The organism is Rhodococcus sp. BP-332 (assembly GCF_019836065.1).
GTDB lineage: Bacteria > Actinomycetota > Actinomycetes > Mycobacteriales > Mycobacteriaceae > Rhodococcoides.
The window spans coordinates 18,844-37,364 of the sequence record NZ_JABUEC010000005.1 but is presented as its reverse complement, the minus strand read 5'-3'; the positions used below and the strand labels follow the sequence as shown (position 1 = coordinate 37,364).

Below are 18,521 nucleotides of genomic sequence, written 5' to 3'. Positions count from 1 at the left end.
AGCCTCTGCGACCCTGGGGTCAGCTGACGATCGGCGTCACTGCAGTCGGGTCGCCCGCGGGTGATCGCACACGTCGTCGGTCAGCTCCCTGGCGGAGGTCACAGCTGACGGTCTGACGGTCTGCTCGTCTTTCGGACGTTTCGACTTGTCTCAACCGGGTGGCACCGGGCGATGACCGACCACGACCCACACCGAAAAGGACCCACCCGCCCAGCGGGAGACGGTGTATCGGTACTGCTCATCGCCGACCCCGGCAAACCCGCAGACCTCGCCGAGCACCTACCCCGACGCCTCACCGAACGAGGATCACCGCCCCGCCGATGGACCACCACCGTGCGCCGGCAAACCCATGCGCACAGTCCACCCATGACCACCCGAGTCCATCGAACGAGTGACGAACACGTTGTGACAACCCGTGACATCGAGCGGCATTTCGGCAGTTGTCGCAGGTGCCTGGACTCCCCTGGACCGTGGCGGACCTGCACGGAGTGCTGGCTGGTCCGCCGGAACCACGCGGTTCACGAGTCCGATTCGAAGCCGGTCTCCGCTGTGACGCGACTGCCTGTGAACAGCATCTCGGCAGCGTGCTCCCCCGGGGAAGTGGAACCCTCAGGCAATCGGCGGGTCCCGGCGCAGGCTCGTGTAGCTCACCCCGGTCACCTGCTCGGACAGATTCCACAGGGCGGTCGCGAGCTTCAAGTCGCGCGAACGCTTACTGGACGAGACGACTGTCGGATGGCCGCGCATCTCCCGGAACCCGTCGGGTCCGATGTATGAGCCTCCCTCGACGCCGGCGACCGTCGCCGCGTACAGCTGCGGCAACGCTCCCATGTTCGAGCTCTGACCGATGACGCCCGCTCCGAACGAGAAAATCTTGTCGAGGGCAGATTCGGTGTGGGACGCCAGGTTCGTGGACGAGATACCGGGATGCGCCGCGACGGAGACGACCGAGGAGCGCGCTTCCGACAGGCGCCGCTGGAGCTTGTACGCGAACAACAGATTCGCCAACTTGGACTGGCCGTAGGCAGCCCAGCGACTGTAGCGGCGGTGCTCGAAGTTGGGGTCGTCGATCGAGATGTCTCCGCTCGTGTGCGCGAGACTGGACAGCGTGACGATCCGGTCGGAGATGCGGTCGACGAGCAGTCCGGTCAACGCGAAATGCCCGAGGTGATTGGTCCCGAACTGCATCTCGAAACCGTCGGCCGTCCTCTTCTGCGGCAGCGCCATCACACCGGCGTTGTTGACCAGGACGTCGAAGGGCTCGGTCGCGTCGGCGAAGCGTCTCACGGAGGCCAGATCGGCGAGATCGAGCTCACGAACGGTCGCAGTCGGCCCGATCTCGCGGGCGACATCCTCTCCCCTGTCGGTATTGCGACACGCGAGTACCACCTCCGCCCCACGAGCACCCAGGGCTCGGGCCGTGGCCGCACCCAAGCCACTGTTGGCGCCGGTCACGACGAAACGCCGCCCCGTCTGATCCGGGATGTCTGCGGTCGTCCACGTCGAGGTCACCGGTCCGACAGTAGCCGTGCGCGGCGGGTCACTCGGGAAACTGCAAAGGTGCCCTCCACGAGAACCTCGGCCACCGCCGCCTAATGGGTTGCGGTGATGCCACCGTCCACCGGGATCGTCGCCCCGTGCAGGTACGCCGCCTCATCCGAGACCACCCACGCGATGGCCGACGCGATCTCTTCCGGTCTACCCGGACGTCCGGCCGGTATGCCGGCCGTCATCTGACTGATGACGTCGCTACTCGAGTCGTTGATCGGGGTTCGGGTGGCGCCCGGCGCAACGGTGTTCACTCGCACCCCCTGCGGTCCGAACTCGGCGGCCCAGCTTCGAGCGAGCTGAGCTTCGGCCGCTTTCGTGGCGGAATACAGGCCGACGAATGCGTGGCCCACCGCGGCCATCCACGACCCGACGACCACGATCGCGCCGGTGCCTCGTTCGGCCATTGCCGGGGCCAGGGCTGCGGTGAGAACATGCGGTGCCCGGACGTTGACGGCAAGTGTCGCTTCCAGATCGGCGTCGGTGAGGGAGACGGTGTCGACGGCGGGGCACAGTGCCGCGTTGTGCACCAGGATGTCGACCCGCCCGTCGAGAGCGGCGGTCCACGCGGCGGCCAGCGCACGCAGGTCGGCAGGTGACGCAGCGAGATCGCCGTTCACGAACGCGGCGGATCCGCCGGCGCCGTCGATCTCGGCGACCAGATGCGCACCACGTTCGGCGTCGCGCCCGGTGATCACGACGCGAGCGCCACGGGCCGCGAGTTCGCGGGCGGTAGCGGCGCCTATTCCGCTCGTCGAGCCGGTGACGACGGCGGTGCGGTCGGACAGATTCAGTGGGTTGCTCATGACGACCAGTTCACCGTCCGGTTCGGTAACGCACCAGGGCGAGCACTGCCTGGTCACGCCGTGACCAGGCACTGTCCGGGATGTCTCCGTAGTCTCGGCAGGGTGCCAGCAGACAGATCCGCACTCGGAGCGTTCCTCCGGTCGCGACGTGACGCACTCACGCCGGCAACGGCGGGGATTGCGCCGTTTCCCGGTCCGCGGCGCGTTCCAGGCCTGCGCAAGGAGGAGCTCGCGGTGCTCGCGGGACTGAGCCCCGACCACTACAGCCGTTTGGAGCAGGGTCGCCAGCACACGGTCACCGACGACATCGTCGACGCCTTGAGCCGGGCCCTGCGCCTCGACGAGATCGAGGACGCACACCTGCGAAATCTCGCCGCTCCGATGCGCCGGAAACGCTCGAGCATGTGGGAGTCTCCACAACGACCCAACCCTGGTCTGCTTCGGGTGCTGACCACGATGGATCACGTTCCCGCGCTCGTCCTCGGGCGCCGCTCGGAAATCCTGGCGTGCAACATGCTGGCGCGGGCAGTCCTCGGCGAGGAGATCGACAGGGGTGTCGTACTGGTGCGCTGGCTCTTCCTGGACCCGCGTGCGAGGGAACGCATCGTGAACTGGTCCGATTACGCGTCAGCCGCGGTAGGGGCGATGCGCTACGAGGTCGGACGCCACGTCGCGGACGCCCGATTGACGGTTCTGATCGACGAACTACGTCTGGCAAGTGAAGACTTCGCCCATTGGTGGAATGATCACGGCGTAGCGGATCGCACGTCCGTCGACAAGAAGATCGCACACCCCGTGGTCGGCCGTCTCTCGTTCGGCATCGAATCGCTCGTGTCGCCGCACGATCCGGAGCAACGCTTGATCGTCTACACCGTCGAGCCCGAGTCGTCCACTGCTCGGGCTCTTCCGATGTTGGCGTCGTGGGGCCCGGCATCTGCCGAGTCGATGGGCTGACGCGCGGACGATGAATCGATCGGTCGGTCCACCCGCGGGTGGTATCGGCAGCACCTTCGACTTTGCCCAGATCGTCTCGTCGTTCACCGCCGCGACCTCCACGGGTCCCGACACGTACGTCACGCGGGTGCCGAGTATTTTTCCGTCCGAAAGCCGAGCCGTACTCCTGCGCATCACGCTTCGCCCATTGGCTCGACTCGGTGACGTGGAGGTCCACAATGTCGCCGACCACCGGTAGCCGCCGCGGTGGATGCGGCAGCACGCGGTCGGATGCTCGTACAGGTCTCACGGTGTTGTCACTCATTGGTGCTCCCCCTGCGATGAGTCGGTGGGCGGAGTGACAGGCCCGAAGCGGGCAGCGCACTGTCCACCGAGGTCCGCACATCCACGCCATCCGCTGACACAGCTGGAAGCGAGTAGAAACCGTCCACAAAAGTCCTCGAGGATCCACGGACTGTCCGCGCGCCTGCCCAAAATCCACCGACAACCACACACGCCCACCTAAGTCCACCGAATGAGTGACGAACAAGTTGTGACAACTCGTGGCATCGAGCGGCATTTCGGCAGTTGTCGCAGGTGCGTGGATTCCCCCGGACCTCGGCGGACCTGCAGGGACGTACCGGCACGAGTCGTGAAACGAGGGGTCAGATCATGCTATTCCGGGACATTTATGCATGTCAGCACATATCGAGAGCCTTCTGTCAGGATTGAACCGAAGACCGCTCGCTTACAAGGCTTCGACGACCCGTACAGGTGGATTCACGTGGACTCCAGAATACCGTCCTGAACTGCACATTCATCCATCAGCGTCCGCCTCGATCCACCTCCGTCCGTCCCGACTTGTGACACTCTCGTGACACCGAGAACTCTCTTGTCCCGAGCTGCCCGACCCGTAAGAGTCTGCAGCGCAGGATACTTCGTCGGCGAGCATGACTCTTAACTCTTACGTCGGGTAAGTGGAGGGAGGCGATGAAGTGATGGCCTCATCGAATGTCGAGACCATAAACTGAGCACCCGGTCAGAAGCTTGAGACCTAGGTTTCCGGTGCCAGATAAGGCGCTGAACCAGGAATCCAGGTCGTGCACGAAGTCGGGCAGCTCCTCAAGCGCGAGATGGCGGCACTGGTGCTGTTCGACCCACGGATCACCGTTCGGGCCAGTTTTTCTCTGCGCCTGAGTGCCACCGTCGCAGCTTTTCGGTAAATCACCTGCGACCGTACGCGACGCGCTGACCCCCGCGTAGCCTCACGGACACTGTCGGCGCCGTCAGAGGTCGAGCGTGACCGTGGCGCCGCAGGATCGCGAGACGCAGACCATCATGCAATCTCCCACGGCCTGCTCCATAGTCGACAGCACGCTGTCCCTGTGCTCGGGTGTTCCTCCCACAACCGGTTCGGTGTCATGGCATGCGCGCTCGAGCCGTTCATGTCATCCGAATGCATGTCTTCCGTCGTGGTCACGAACGCTATTCGAGAGGTGGGTGTCGGCGTCGCGTCCGTGGCTCTATCGACGAGCACCCGGCTGTTCATGTGACGTGGACAACAGCCCACCATCGGGTCGGGCCTCGGTCCATAGACAGGAACGTTTGCCTGACCAAGCGCCCGACTCATAGGGGTCTCCTTCATACCGTTCAGGCATAGTCCCCTGCGCAAGTTCGCCCAGGTCCTGCTGGGGTGATCGCTGCAACACTGGACACATGGATAATCCATCGCGCACCACGCTCGACGGCATCGGGTTCCGCACTGTCTCCCAGACGCGGAGGGCAACCCTCTCGACGGCTCCTCGACGACTCCACGTCGCGCTCGACCTGCAGGCGACCGATCCCGCGATCCACCGTGTCCGCGCCACCGATCTGCGCCGCGCGGCAGCGATGTACGACGACCTGAGCGATCAGGCCGGCACCGTCGTCGCTGTTCTGGACGTCGAGTTCCTTATCGCGCCGACGGCTCGAGCCGCCTTGGTCGAATATCGCGATCGCGGATTCGACGTGAACGATGCGACGACCGTTCGTTACGTCGGTACACCCGAAGGACTCGCTGGGCTCATCGCCGACATCGGCGCGGCAAGTGTGGCCGACGGGGTCGTACTCATCGGTCTGGATGATGGAGAATCCACCGAATTACTCTCGTCCACAACGCTTCCTCGCCTTCTGCAGGACGGTATCGTGGACGCTGACACCGTGGACGCAGTACGTGCCGCGGCCGCCGTCACTGCGAGAGAGAGCGCGTCACATGGAGGTTCGTGAGCTGGAGTGGTTCGTCGTGTTGGCGAGGACGGAGAATGTGACCAACGCGGCGACACAGCTCCATGTCAGCCAACCGACGTTGTCCAGAGCGCTCGCTAGAATAGAACGTCAACTCGGTGTGAAGCTGTTCGACCGCAATCAGAATCGGCTACGTCTGAACAAGTACGGCGAGATCTACCGGGCACATGCCGAGCGCGCCATGAAGGAGCTCACGCAGGGCGAAGAACGCATCCGCACCCTCGTCGACCCGCACAAAGGCGTCGTGTCGTTGGGGTTCCTGCACTCTTTCGGTGGATGGCTCGTTCCGTCGTTGCTCGATCGCTATCACGTGCAGGCGCCACTCACGTCGTTCGAATTGGAAGGGGGGGCTGCCGATTCCATCGTCGAGGCAGTGCGCTCGGGCCGGATCGACATCGGCTTCGTAGCACCCCGACCCGTGGCCGAAGACCTGGCGTGGGTGCGGCTGGGACGCGAGCTGTTGTGTCTGGAGGTGCCACCGGGTGACGAATTCGCCGATCGGGAGTCCATCTCGATCGCCGAGATCTCGACGCGTCCCATGATCGCACTCGGACAGAGCTACGGGCTGCGACACGTGGTGGACAGACTGTTCGACGATGCCGGCTGCGTGCCGTCGATCAGCATCGAGGCCACGGAGCTGTCCACTCTCCGCGCCCTCGTGCGCCACGGAAGTGGAATCGCGATCGTTCCGGTACCGCGTTCGGATCAGCAATCTCCCACTGTCACAGTACCGATCAGCGACGCCAACGCATTCCGCTCCTACGGCGTCATCACGCGGAACGACGGTCCGACGGGGAGTGCTGCGCGCGCATTCCTGGAATTCGTGACCGGTTCGTACGACGAGTCGTTGCTCGACGAGCCGACCACGGCCTCGCCGGTCCCGACGGCCTGACTACGGCAATGGTGCGAGCACGATGTCGAAGGTGACCTCGCTCCATGTCGACACCGCGCGACCATCGGGCGTCGGAACGCCCTCGTGACGCACGAATTGCTTGATCAGCGACTCCTTGACACCGAACACCGCATCTTTCCAGCCGATCTCGTCACCGTCGACGAAGATGTGCGTGACCAACCGGCGATAGCCGTCGGCAGTGACCATGAAGTGCAGGTGGCTCGCGCGCATCGGCGACCGTCCCACCGCGGCGAGCATGCTCCCGACGGGGCCGTCGTGCGGAATCGGGTAGGGCGTCGGAGTCAGCCCCCAGAAGCGGAACGCGCCGTTGTCGTCCGAGAACAGATGCGCCCGGGCGGCCGTTCGATCATCGTCGTACTGGACGTCGTACAGGCCGTCCTCATCCGCTTCCCAGACCTCGATCCGCGCGCCGACGACCGGGCGGCCATCGGTCCCCCGGACGGTTCCTCTCACCCAGCACGGCTCACCGGCCGCGCCGAACGACATGTCACCGCCCTGCTGGATCGCTGGGGCCCCGTCGACGAAGAAGGGGCCGAAGACCGTGGCCTCGGTGGCATCGGCCACCGGTGGGTTGTTCATGCCGATGACCTGCATGGACAACCCCAGCACATCGGACAGCAGGATGAACTCCTGGCGGGTGTCGGTGCACGTCTGCCCGGTCCTGGTGAGGAAGTCGATCATCGTGTTCCACTCGGTCTCGGTGAGTCGGAGCTCGCGGGCCGCGGCGTGAACATGGCGGGTCACCGTCTGCATGACCTGCTTCAGCCGGTCGTGGGGCGCACCGTCGAACGACCGCACCACGGTGTCGACGAGCATCTGCTCTCGTTCTGCCTGAACAGGGTCGGACATGGTCGCTCCTCAGTTGTCGTGATGTCCCAGAGGGGCACCTGCCCACGCGGCGCCGATCAGCGCACGAAGCATCGCTGGGTCGACAGGACGCGGAGTGGACGGTGGTACGAGTGCCGCGACCCGCGTTGCAGCATCGTCGATGCCGCCCTCCGGCATACCGAGTTCCCGCAACGATCCGACTACACCGAGCTCCTCGCGCAGGGCGAACAGGCCGGATGCGGCGTCGGGGCCGCCCACCGCGTGTGACACTCGCGACGCGGCATCCGGAGCCGTCGACGCGAACAGATCCATGACGTACGGCAGCACGACGGCGTGGGTCTGCGCATGGGCCAGATCGAAGGCACCGCCGAGCACATGGCAGATCTTGTGGTGCAGTCCACTCCCCGCCGACGCGAATGCGACGGCGGCCAGATAGGCCCCGTACAGGGTGCGTTCGAGTGCATCGAGGTCGTCTGCGTCGGCGGCGATCCCACGGAGCCCGGGAACCAGTGCCCGGATTCCCTCGGTCCCCAGCGCGGTGTTGATCGGGTCGGCGCGAGGTGCCCAGAAGCCGTCCACCGCGTGCGCGAGCGCGTTGAGTCCCGACGCCACGGCAAGGTCGGCGGGCAGCGTCGCGAACAATTCGGCGTCGTAGACGACCGTCCGAGGGAGCACCGCCGGACTCGACCCGGTGGTCTTCCGATCGCCCGCGGTCTGCCCCCACACGTCGGTTGCCTCGGATCCGGCGAATGTCGTCGGAACCGCGACGATCGGTGTCCCGGTGTCGCGAGCGACGTATTTGGCGAGTCCGGTGGCGGACCCTCCACCGATGGACACCACCAGGTCGACGTTCTCGCTCCTGGTGATCGCCACGGCTGCGTCGCCGTGTTCCACGGGTACGTGCTGGACGATCTCGCCGATCCTGGCGACCACCGGGATCCGTGTCGCCACTGCGTCCGCCACCGCAGCCACCGAGGTGTCGGCAACGAGCAGAACCCGAGCGCCGGACAGTGCGGCGACCGCGGCCTCCACGTTGTCCACGACGCGACCGTGCTGGAACAGCACTCGCTGCGCGAGGGTGGTGTGGTCGAAGGCCATCATGTTCGCACCACGGAGTGGGTCAGCGCGGCGTGCCAGCGAGAGAGGTTCGCGGCCACGGATTCCGGTGCTTCGAGCGTCGACAGATGGCCCACTCCCGCGAGCACGACCAGTTCCGCGGCCGGGACCAGGTCGGTGACCTCACGCCCCAGGACACTCGGTGTGATGGCGTCGTCGGTGCCGGCGATCACCAGGGTGGGCACGGTGAGAGACGTCAGTTCGTCCCGGCGATCGTGTCGGGTCATCACGGCGACCTGCTGGGCGACGAGGACGTCCTCGCCCAGGTCGCGTGCCATCGTCGCGGCAAGATCGGCGACCTCCTGCCGACGGGGTGCTACAGCACCTGACATCGCGGTCACCGCCTCGTCGAAGCGACCCCCGCGCACCATCTCGATGATGCGACGAGAGTTCTCCCGACGCCCGGCGTCCGCTGCGATCGCAGACGAGTTCAGCAGAGCGAGGCCGTACACCCGCGGTGACATCCGGAGCGCTACCTCGAGGGCTACGTAGCCTCCCATCGAGTTCCCCGCGACGGCGAACCGTGGGGGGCATTGCTCGAGGACGCTGTCCGCCATCGCCGAGATCGATGAGCCTTCTCCGCGAATCACGATCGTCTCGATCGAGTCCGCCAGCAGGTCGGCGACGGGCTGCCAGAGACGTTCGTCCGACCCGAGTGCGGGGACGAAGACGAGCGGGAGTGCTGTCATGTCGCTGCTCCGTCGACTGCCAGGATGCATCCCGATGTGAAGCCCGCGTGCTCGGACACCAGATAGACCACCGCTTCGGCTATCTCCGATCCGGTTCCGGTGCGGCCGAGCGGTATCGCTGCTCGCGTGGCCGCCTGTGCATCGGCGGGGAGCGCATCGAAGATGTCCCGTACTCGACCCGCGTCCGGGAGGACCAGTCCCGGAGACACCGCGTTGACGGTGATTCCGGTGGTCCCCAGGTCCTTCGCCAGCTGCTTGGTGAGACCGTTCACGGCGGCCTTCGACGCGGCATAGGGCAGACGTGCACCGACCGTCCCCGAGGGGCCCGAGAGCCCCTTCGCCACCGCCGACGAGAAGTTGACGATACGGCCATAGTCGTGTCGGAGCATGAGCTGCACCGCTTCTCGGCTGCAGAGAAACGCACTGGTGAGATTGTTGTCCACCACCCTGCGCCACACGTCCACCCCGAGATCCGCGAGTGAACGCACCGGGTCGGTACCGCTTCCTCCCGCAGTGTTGACCAGGGCGTCGAGTCGGCCGAAGCGTTCGTCGATCTGCTGGAACGCCGCCACGACGGCCGCCTCGTCCGCGAGATCGGCGACGACGGTGACGACCTCGATGCCGGGGTGCAGCTCCTCGATGTGGGCTCGGGTGTTCTTCAGGCCCGTGTCCTGCAGGTCGAGGAGAGCCAGTGAGAAGCCCGCTCTCGCCAGACGTTCGGCGATCTCGGCTCCCAGGCCCTGTGCGGCGCCGCTGACGGCGGCGACGCGGGTGACGGTGGTGTGGTCGGACACGGATCTCCTATGACGTGATGTGAACGGACGGGTTCGCCGAGAAGCGGACATCAGCCGAGCGGACCCCAGAAGGTCTCGCCGCCGTATGTGTCGGACATCGGCTCCAGGGTCTCGGGCCACACGCCGGCCTCCACCACGCGACGACCCGACTTCGGACGCACGGCACCGTCCCAGCCGACCTGCTCCATGTAGTAGTAGAGCTGCATGACGTGTCCGTCCGGTGACACCGCGTGCAGGACGTAGTCGATGCCGGGGTGGATCTCCGGCGGGAGGTCGACGAGCTTCACGCCCCTGCCCTCCAGGAAAGTCCGTGCGGCCCGCAGCTGCTCGTACGATCCCACCTGGACACCGAAGGCGAGCAGCGTCGTCTCGTCACCCAACCCGAGCGGCTCGCGTGCCTCGACGGGGAACAGAGCGATGCTGTGGTGCTCGGTGTTGGCACGCAGGAAAACGGCGCGATGGCCGAGTACCGACGTCTCCTCGGACACGACGAGGCCGAGCGTCTCGGTGTAGAAGCGCACAGCGGCATCGAGATCGGAGACGAAGATGCTCACGGGGCCAATGCGTACGGGCTTGAACGGACGGGACAACAGCACGCCCCCCACGTCGTGCGTCTTGGGGAGAGTGTCGACCCACCGGTGTCCCGAGGTCAGATCGATGCCGGCCTTCTCCGCATCGTCGAGCTCGGTTCCCTCCGAGCGGGTGGGCAGCGCCGGATGCTCGTTCGCCCACGGCCACATGATCTCCGGCTTGCTGACCCCGTCCCAACCGACCTGCTCGATGCCGTACTCGAGTTCGTTCGTGTGACCCGTCGGATCCGGGAAGTAGGTGTGCCAGTTGGACCCCGGATCGCGCCCGTACCGGTCGACCTTCGAGCCCTGCTCCTCGAGCCACAGACGTGCCTCGACGACCTCGCGCAGCGAACCGACCTGCCACGTGATCTGGTTGACCGTGATGTCGTCCCGAGCCGGGCTCTCGTTCTTGTCCACCCAGGCCCGCGGCATGAGCACGAGGGTGTGATGGTCGCTGTTGTGGCGCAGGAAGTAGATGCGGGTGTCCGGGAGACCGTCGAGCCAGGGTCCCGGGTCGTACTTGTTCAGGTCGAGCATGTCGGCCACCACGAATCCGAGAAGGTCGCGGTAGAACGCTACGGCGTCACCGGTGTCGGCGACGCTGATTCCGAAGTGGTTGAGCCGGCGGATCTTGAAGGGGCGGTCGTACGTCACTCCGCCGACGGAGTATTTCTTCGCGGCCACGACTAGTGCCCCTTCCGCGTTCCGGTGACGGTGTTGGTGATGGAACCCAGTGCAGTCGAGCTGATCTCGACGACATCGCCGGGGTTCAGGAACTTGGAGTCGTCGTCGAAGCCGCCGTCCGCGTTCTTGGTGCTCGAGTCGACGGCGGTGCCCTTCGGGGTGCCGCCGCTGATGAGATCTCCCGGGAAGAGGGTGGAGTCACGGGAGAGGTACTCCCCCAACGCGGCGAACGAGTGGATCATGGATTTGGTACTACCGCTCTGTCGGACCTCGCCGTTGACGCGTGCCTCGACGGGAATGTCCTGCGCATCCAGTCCCTCGTCGACGACGATCCACGGACCGACGCTCGCCGCACCGTCGAAGTTCTTCGAGTACTGGAAGTCCGGGCCGAAGGAGATGTTGTCTCGGATCGACCAATCGTTGACCAGGGTGTAGCCGTAGATGTACCGGTCGAAATCCGCTGCGGCGATGTCCTTCCCGCGCCGACCCAGGACCACGGCGACCTCGGCCTCGTAGTCCAGCAAGTCGGTGCGGGCGGGGTAGGACAGATCGTCACCGTCCGCGGACACCACTCGGGGATCCTTGATGAAGTACTTGGGCCCACCCGACACCAATCGGTCGAGGGTCGCCTTGTCGGTTCCACTCGACGTATTGTCCGCTGCCGCCTGCATGTGATCCGCGAAGTTGGCCAGCGCGGCGAAGATGCGCGACGGGCTCTCGATCGGCGCGTGCAGCGTGACCTCGCCCAGGTCGAACACCAGTTGCTCCCCGTCGACTCCCCTCGTATCAGATCGTTCGGCGAGGTGATCGAGTGCAGCGCGGGCACCGGCCAACGCGCTGTCCCCCTGCTCGATGAACGAATTCAGGTCCCACGGAACTTCATGATCCGCTCGTGCCGATGCCCGTGGGGTCGGCTCCTTCTCCGTCAGGTAGGCGATATAGGCCGCATGGAGGTCTACGACGGTCCCGTCGACGACGGCTCCCACGCGGCGGTGCGGTCCGAAAACTGCGATCTTCATGAATCTCCCTGTTGTGGTGAGTGAGTCAGTGGTGACCGAGTCACGTCGTCGGTGCGGACGGATCGACCCCGACGTCGTCGAGCAGGCGCCCTCCGGCGGGTGTGAGGCTGTAGATCGCCAAAGAGGTGATCAGTCCGTCGCGCACCGTGAAGAAGTCGCCGAGGACGACGACGTTGCCGTTCACGTCGAGATCGATCTCCACGGCGACGTCGTCACCGTCGACCAGCAGGCGTCGCGGCGACGGACGCATCGTGGTGGTGCCGTTCAGCCCACCCTCGTACATCCGCCCGATGGCGTCGGATCCGGTCAGGGTGCCGGCGGCGTTGCTCAGCACCGCGTCGGGTGCGAAGAGCGCGGTCACCGCGCCGGCGTCACCGGCGGTGACCCCGGCGAAGTATGCGGTCACGACGTCGGCCGGAGATCGGCCGCTCATGCGTCGAGGTAGCGCGTCGAGGCGTAGACGGACTGGTACTCCAGGTACGCGTCGATACCCTCGGGGCCGAGTTCGCGTCCGAGACCGGAATCCTTGAACCCGCCGAAGGGTGCACCGAGATCCAGTGTGTAGTAGTTCAAACCGATCGTCCCGGTGCGCACCTGACGGGCCACCGCCAATGCCCGGTCCTCGTCGGCGCTCCACACCGAGCCGCCCAGTCCGTAGTTGCTGTCGTTGGCCATTTGGACGGCGTCGGCGTCGTCCTCGAACGGGATCAGCGCCATCACCGGCCCGAACACCTCTTCCCGCGCCAGGCGATCGCCATTGTCGACGTCCGCGAAGACCGTCGGCTGCACGAACCAGCCGCGGTCGAGATGCGCAGGGCGCTCGCCGCCCGCGACGAGGCGTGCACCGGAGTTCTTGGCGATGTCGATGTAGCCCAACACCTTGTCGCGATGGCCGCTGGTAGCCATCGGGCCCATCGTGGTGGCGGCGTCCAGTGGATCACCGAGCACGTAGGAGTCGGCGAAGTGTCCGATGGCCTCGACGACCTCCTCGTACCGCGACCGGGCGACGAGGATCCGCGATTGAGTGGTGCAGGTCTGGCTGTTGTTGAGGAAGGACGCGTTGTCCAGACCCGCGAGCACCGTATCGATGTCTGCGTCCTCGAGGACGATTGCAGCGGACTTGCCACCGAGCTCCAGCGTCGATCGCCGAAGCAGTCGTCCGCACTCCTGACCGATGATGCGTCCGGCCTCGGTCGAACCGGTGAACGCGATCTTGTCGACCAGCGGGTGCGACACCAGAGCGGCACCCGCGTCACGGTCGCCCAGGACGATGTTCAGGACACCTGCCGGAAGGCCGGCCTCGAGTGCCGCATCGGCGAAAACATAGGAGTCCAGCGCAGTTTCGGGCGACGGCTTGAGAACAACGGTGCAGCCTGCGGCCAGAGCGGGCGCGATCTTGAACATCGCGAGCGCCTGCGGGAAATTCCACGGCGCGATCGCGCCGACAACCCCGACAGGGAGACGACGCACGATGGTCGAACCCGCCTGGCTCGGTCGCACCGACTCGAGCGGAAGCGCCTCCACGATGTCCGCGTACATCCGCAGCAGAGCACCGGGCGCACCGCCGTTGAGTGCCTGCGACAGACCGAGAATCATGCCGTTCTCGCGGCTTACCAAGGTGGCCGTGTCTCCGGCTCGCGCGTCCAGGGCGTCGGCGAAGGCGCGCAACACGGTGGCGCGCTCGGCCGCGGTGGTGCGGCCCCACGGGCCATCGTCCAGTGCCCGACGGGCCGCGCGAACGGCGCGATCGACGTCGGCCTCGCCGGCGAGAGCAGCGACGCCGAGGCGTTCACCGGTGGCTGCCTCGATCTGGTCCCTCAGCTCGATCCGCACGGGATCGACCCACTCGCCGTCGATGAAGAAGCGGGTGCGATCCAGACTGCTTGGCCTGTCGACGGTGACGGACATCAGGGATTCTCCTCGGTACTCGGAACGAAGGGCGACGACCGTGGAGTGAGACTCCGGTCACTGTCGAGTCTGTGCGCCGGCACACAGTCGCTGCAATGCCAGGATGTTCCCGGCCACCATGCCTGGGGCGTATCACTGCAGTTCCGGCGCTCGCGCTATCCGGCCGAAGACGGCGCGGAACCCACGCCGGCGGAGTGCAGGACGCGGTGAGCGCGAGCAAGCACGGGCGCGTCCACCATGAACCCGTCGACATTCACGGCAGCCCCCGACAGGGCAGCCGCGACGATCCTGCGCGCGGCCTCCACCTGATCGTGGGAGGGCGCGAACGCGCGCCTGGCCGGGTCGACCTGCGACGGATGAATCAGGAGTTTGCCGCCCATACCCATCTCCTGCGCATGCCTGATGTCGTCGGTGAGAGCACTCACGTCGCCGAGCGCTGTGGTGACACCGTCGACCGGCGGTGGCTTGCCGCCCAATCTCGATGCCAGGACCAACCCGGACCGGGCGTGCATCATCGCCGCCCGAGACGGTTCGGCGCCGAGATCGACGGCGTAGTCCAGGTGGCCGAACGCCAGCCGCGCCACGTCCGGGTCGCGTGCGAGAGCAGCCGCGCAGTCCAGGCCCGCGGCCGTCTCGACCAGCGCGACGGCCTGTCCGCGCACGCTCCGCTCGATTCCGGCCCAGTCCACGGTGACGTCCGCCTTCGGAACCATCACGCTGCAGAGGCCCGCGACGTCCGACAGAGCTTCGATGTCGTCGTGGTGATGATCGCTCGTGACCGCATTGACCCGGACACAGCCGATTCCGCCCTCCGACAGCCAACGCACCACGTGTGTGCGCGCTGCGGCTTTCGCCTCCTCTGCCACGGCGTCCTCGAGATCGAGAATGACCATGTCGGCGCCGGCGCGCGCGGCTTTGTCGAACCGCTCGGGGCGATCTCCCGGAACGAAGAGGAATGTGGAGGCGTGGTCGACCGACGGTCGATCGGGCCTCACGTCACGCACCGGTGACGACCGGTGACACGATGCCGAACTCCGCGAGCACGGCGTCGGTGTGCTGACCCACCTCGGGAATTGCGCCCATGACCGGCGCCGCGTCCGACATCGTGACCGGCGGTACCAGCGCACGCAGCGGACCGGCCGGCGAATCGTAGGTCCGCCACCGATCCCGGGCGGCGAGCTGCGGGTGCGCCGCAAGGCCGTCCATCGTACGCAGCAGCGCGTTCGCGATACCCGCCTGCTCCAATTTCTCCGCCACCGATTCCGCTGTGTCGGAGGCGAAGACGGCCTCGATGGCACTGCGCAACTCTGCGTTGTTCTCGACCCGGCTCGAGTTGCGGAGGAACCGCGGGTCGTTCGCCAGCGCCGGGGTGTCGAGGATGACGTCGCAGAACGTCGCCCATTCGCGCTCGTTCTGGATACCCAGGAACACCTCGCTCGCGTCCCCACAGGTGAACGGCCCGTACGGGGCGATCGCCGCGTGCCTGGCGCCGGTCCTCGACGGGGACGATCCGCCGTACATGGCATAGTTGAGGGGGAACCCCATCCACTCGGCGAGCGCCTCGAGCATGGACACCTCGATGGTGGCGCCCTCACCTGTGCGGTCGCGGCGGATCACCGCGGTCAGGACGCCGGAGTAGGCGTACATCCCGGATGCAATGTCCGCGATGGAGATTCCGACTTTCGACGGCTCGTCCTGCGTTCCGGTGATCGAGACGAGACCGGCCTCGCACTGCACGAGCAGGTCGTACGCCTTCTTCGACGAGTACGGTCCGCCGCGTCCGTACCCGGAGATCGAGACGTGGATGAGCCGGGGGTGGCGGGCACGCAGATCCTCGGCACCGAGCCCCAGCCGCTCGGCAGCACCCGGGGCGAGGTTCTGCACGAAGATGTCGGCCTGACCGACGAGCGCGTGGACCGCCGCACGCCCCTCGTCCGACTTGAGGTCGAGCGCCACGGATTCCTTCGAACGATTCAGCCACACGAAGTGACTGGCCAGCCCGTGCACGGTCTCGTCGTAGCCACGGGCGAAGTCGCCCACGCCGGGTCGCTCGATCTTGATGACGCGGGCGCCGAGATCAGCGAGCTGCCGCGTGGCGAAGGGCGCCGCGACGGCCTGTTCCAGCGACACGATCGTGAGTCCGTCGAGAGGATTCATGGTGGTACACCTTCGTTTCGGGTGGTGGTCGCGCTACACGGAGAGCAGCGACGGACTTTCGAGGGTCTTGGTGAAGTACAGGACGTCGGCCGCGAACTCGCGGTCCCGCGACATCCGGCGGAACATGTCCAGATCCCGATCTCGCTGCACGGGATCGGACGAGTGGAACAGCAGCTTCTTGTTCGACGATGCGCGCGGACTCGCCTTGTCGACGAATGCCGACCGTCGTTGTCGCGCAAACTCGTCGAGAACGTCGTCGCTCGCTCGACCGGTGACGACAGCACCCAGACCTTCGATGAGCGAGTAGGCGTCGAACAGGCCCATGGTCAGTCCGAGTCCACCCGTCGGGTTCGTCGCGTGCGCGGCGTCACCGGCGAGCAATACCCGGCCCACCCGGAAGGCGGATGCGGCGCGTTGATGCATCCGGTACGGGGACGTGGCGACGACCTCGATCCGGTCGGCCACCTCGTGCCCGAACACCGCGGACAGGAAGCGTGGCATGCGGTCGTCGATCGAATCCGCGGGGAGATCCGCGTCCTCCATGTACGTGTACCGCCACAGCCCGTGATCACCCGACTCGTCGATCTTGGCGATGATCGCGCCGTACACGTCGTCGAGGTAGAAGGTGGACTGCGCCCATCCCTCACGGTCGTCGGGAAAGCGAATGTTGGTGGCGACGAAACGTTCCGGCCATGTCATGCCCTCGAACTCGAGTCCCGACAGGCGCCGGACGGCCGAGCCGGCCCCGTCGGCACCGACGAGCCACTCCGAGCGCAGGACGTCCTCCGAGTCGGCACCGCGCACCGACACACTCACTCCGGTCGCGTCCTGCTCGATCGCGGTGACCTCGTGGCCCCACAGCACCCGGACGTTGTCGAAAGCCTCGAGTCTGTCGAGTACGACCGCGGCGAGGGCGCCCTGACCGAGGTGCAGGTTGTGGGGTCGCTCGACTTTGCCGTCGAGCGCCGCGAGACCGTACGAGATGATCTCGCCGGTGGCACGGACTCGATAGGCGTAGTCCTGCTTGAAGAATCCGGCACGACCGGCGTCGTCGAGTAGATCGAGTCGCGCCAAGCCGTCCAGGGTGGACCAGTGGTACACGATGGCCCGCGGCGTGTCCTGCAGACCCGGCGCCCGCTCGACGACCGTGACCGTGACGCCCTGTCGAGCCAGGCCGAGGGCGGTCAGGAGCCCTGTAGGGCCGGCCCCGATCACTGTAACCTGCTGATCTTCGGACACTGTTCCTCCATCACTCGCCTGATTGTTCACGATCCTGCACTCGTCCCCGAAAGGCCAATGCCATTGCAGGGGCCCTGCCATACACTCGGCGCATGGACATCCGGAGCGTCACTTACTTTCTCGCCGTTGCGGATGCCGGATCCATCACCGAGGCGGCACGTATCCTGCATCTGTCGCAGCCCCCGCTCAGCTCTGCGATGACCAAACTGGAATCCGAGCTCGCCGTCCGGCTTCTCGAGCGCCATCCGCGCGGCGTGACCCTCACCGACGCCGGGCGCTACCTGCAGAACGCGGGCAGGCGACTCGTGGCCGAGGAGCAGCGCATCACGGCGGCGCTCAGGTCCATGGGGCAGGGTCTGGACGGCGAACTCCGTATCGGCGCGGAACCGATCGGGTTGTGGCACGTGGTCAACAGCGCGGTATCCGACTTCCTGACGGAGTATCCGCGCATCACGTTCGAACTCGCCGACGCCAATCCTCTGGTTCTCCTCGAGAACCTGGCGGACGGCTACCTCGATCTTGCCGTCGTTCCCGTCCTGGTGGAAGAACCCCTGCCCATGGTGAACGACGTCGCCTTCGACACGACGATCATCGCGCACTCGCCACTGACTCTGGTGGTGTCGGGGTCGTCGCACCTCGCCGCGCAGAAGCGGGTTGCTCTCGAGGATCTGCGGGGCGAGCGGTGGATCCTGCCGTCCCGGGTGCCGGGGGCACGCAGTCTGTCCCGACTGATCGACGACAGATTCGCCGCCGTCGGCGGCAGCCCGGAGTCGGTCGTATCCGTCCCCACCGTCGAAACCGCGGCAGGTCTCGTCGCCGCCGGTGTAGGAATCTCCGTCATCAGTACCGTTCTGGCAGAGCATCACCCGGGTGTGATGACGGTGGAGGTGCAGGGCGGCTGGCCGGATCTGCCGCTCGCCGTCGTGACCCGTCGAGGAGGCGTCATCACCCCTGTCGCTGCACAGTTCGTCGACGTGCTGCACCGCCGCGGCGACGACAGTTCGGCGGCCCAGCGGTCGACGGACTGACACG

Annotated in this window: 17 protein-coding genes and 1 pseudogene; 4 read left to right on the top strand and 14 right to left on the bottom strand. The window is 66.3% G+C overall.

Annotated elements, in window-relative coordinates:
* Positions 1-609 precede the first annotated feature (609 nt).
* A complete protein-coding gene (locus HQ314_RS18360; protein WP_222650858.1) occupies positions 610-1,512 on the bottom strand; it encodes an oxidoreductase in 903 nt (300 codons plus the stop codon).
* 80 nt (positions 1,513-1,592) lie between these two features.
* Positions 1,593-2,354, bottom strand: coding sequence for an SDR family NAD(P)-dependent oxidoreductase (locus HQ314_RS18355; RefSeq protein WP_222650857.1), 762 nt, complete (start codon positions 2,352-2,354; stop codon positions 1,593-1,595).
* Between the two features lie 102 nt (positions 2,355-2,456).
* Between HQ314_RS18355 and HQ314_RS18350 the strand changes: the two genes are divergently transcribed.
* On the top strand, positions 2,457-3,308 hold the full coding sequence (locus HQ314_RS18350; RefSeq protein WP_222650856.1) for a helix-turn-helix transcriptional regulator: 852 nt from the start codon (positions 2,457-2,459) through the stop codon (positions 3,306-3,308).
* A gap of 1,265 nt (positions 3,309-4,573) precedes the next feature.
* Here HQ314_RS18350 and HQ314_RS21540 read toward each other — a convergent pair.
* Positions 4,574-4,696 (bottom strand): annotated as a pseudogene (locus HQ314_RS21540) (oxidoreductase); the annotation flags it as partial.
* Positions 4,697-5,177: 481 nt separating this feature from the next.
* Here HQ314_RS21540 and HQ314_RS18345 point away from each other — a divergent pair.
* Together HQ314_RS18345 and HQ314_RS18340 are read left to right on the top strand one after the other, a co-directional pair.
* A complete protein-coding gene (locus HQ314_RS18345) occupies positions 5,178-5,552 on the top strand; it encodes a hypothetical protein (protein ID WP_222650855.1) in 375 nt (124 codons plus the stop codon).
* A complete protein-coding gene (locus HQ314_RS18340) occupies positions 5,539-6,462 on the top strand; it encodes a LysR family transcriptional regulator (protein ID WP_222650854.1) in 924 nt (307 codons plus the stop codon). Before HQ314_RS18345 ends, HQ314_RS18340 begins: the two co-directional genes overlap by 14 nt.
* On the opposite strand, the gene HQ314_RS18335 is transcribed toward HQ314_RS18340, so the two are convergent.
* From HQ314_RS18335 to HQ314_RS18285, 11 genes are all read right to left on the bottom strand, one after another.
* A complete protein-coding gene (locus tag HQ314_RS18335) occupies positions 6,463-7,332 on the bottom strand; it encodes a dioxygenase (protein ID WP_222650853.1) in 870 nt (289 codons plus the stop codon).
* 9 nt (positions 7,333-7,341) lie between these two features.
* A complete protein-coding gene (locus tag HQ314_RS18330) occupies positions 7,342-8,412 on the bottom strand; it encodes a maleylacetate reductase (protein ID WP_222650852.1) in 1,071 nt (356 codons plus the stop codon).
* Complete coding sequence (locus HQ314_RS18325; RefSeq protein ID WP_222650851.1) at positions 8,409-9,116, bottom strand: alpha/beta fold hydrolase; 708 nt, start codon at positions 9,114-9,116, stop codon at positions 8,409-8,411. Before HQ314_RS18325 ends, HQ314_RS18330 begins: the two co-directional genes overlap by 4 nt.
* Positions 9,113-9,910, bottom strand: a complete 798-nt coding sequence (locus tag HQ314_RS18320) for an SDR family NAD(P)-dependent oxidoreductase (protein WP_285189199.1) — start codon at positions 9,908-9,910, stop codon at positions 9,113-9,115. Before HQ314_RS18320 ends, HQ314_RS18325 begins: the two co-directional genes overlap by 4 nt.
* Positions 9,911-9,960: 50 nt before the next feature.
* Positions 9,961-11,166 carry a VOC family protein gene (locus HQ314_RS21820; RefSeq protein ID WP_222650849.1) on the bottom strand — a complete coding sequence of 402 codons (1,206 nt, stop codon included), beginning with the start codon at positions 11,164-11,166 and terminating at the stop codon, positions 9,961-9,963.
* 2 nt (positions 11,167-11,168) lie between these two features.
* Positions 11,169-12,185, bottom strand: a complete 1,017-nt coding sequence (locus HQ314_RS18310; RefSeq protein ID WP_222650848.1) for a fumarylacetoacetate hydrolase family protein — start codon at positions 12,183-12,185, stop codon at positions 11,169-11,171.
* 40 nt (positions 12,186-12,225) lie between these two features.
* Complete coding sequence (locus tag HQ314_RS18305) at positions 12,226-12,618, bottom strand: nuclear transport factor 2 family protein (RefSeq protein ID WP_222650847.1); 393 nt, start codon at positions 12,616-12,618, stop codon at positions 12,226-12,228.
* Positions 12,615-14,093, bottom strand: coding sequence for an aldehyde dehydrogenase (locus HQ314_RS18300; protein ID WP_222650846.1), 1,479 nt, complete (start codon positions 14,091-14,093; stop codon positions 12,615-12,617). The genes HQ314_RS18305 and HQ314_RS18300 overlap by 4 nt, the downstream gene beginning before the upstream one ends.
* Before the next feature lie 155 nt (positions 14,094-14,248).
* Complete coding sequence (locus tag HQ314_RS18295) at positions 14,249-15,088, bottom strand: CoA ester lyase (protein WP_308119473.1); 840 nt, start codon at positions 15,086-15,088, stop codon at positions 14,249-14,251.
* A gap of 1 nt (position 15,089) precedes the next feature.
* On the bottom strand, positions 15,090-16,250 hold the full coding sequence (locus HQ314_RS18290) for a CaiB/BaiF CoA-transferase family protein (protein WP_222650844.1): 1,161 nt from the start codon (positions 16,248-16,250) through the stop codon (positions 15,090-15,092).
* 33 nt (positions 16,251-16,283) lie between these two features.
* The gene (locus HQ314_RS18285) at positions 16,284-17,489 is read right to left on the bottom strand and encodes an FAD-dependent oxidoreductase (protein ID WP_222650843.1); all 1,206 of its coding nucleotides are present in this window, start codon (positions 17,487-17,489) and stop codon (positions 16,284-16,286) included.
* A gap of 92 nt (positions 17,490-17,581) precedes the next feature.
* Between HQ314_RS18285 and HQ314_RS18280 the strand changes: the two genes are divergently transcribed.
* The gene (locus tag HQ314_RS18280; RefSeq protein ID WP_222650842.1) at positions 17,582-18,517 is read left to right on the top strand and encodes a LysR family transcriptional regulator; all 936 of its coding nucleotides are present in this window, start codon (positions 17,582-17,584) and stop codon (positions 18,515-18,517) included.
* The last annotated feature ends 4 nt before the right edge of the window (positions 18,518-18,521 follow it).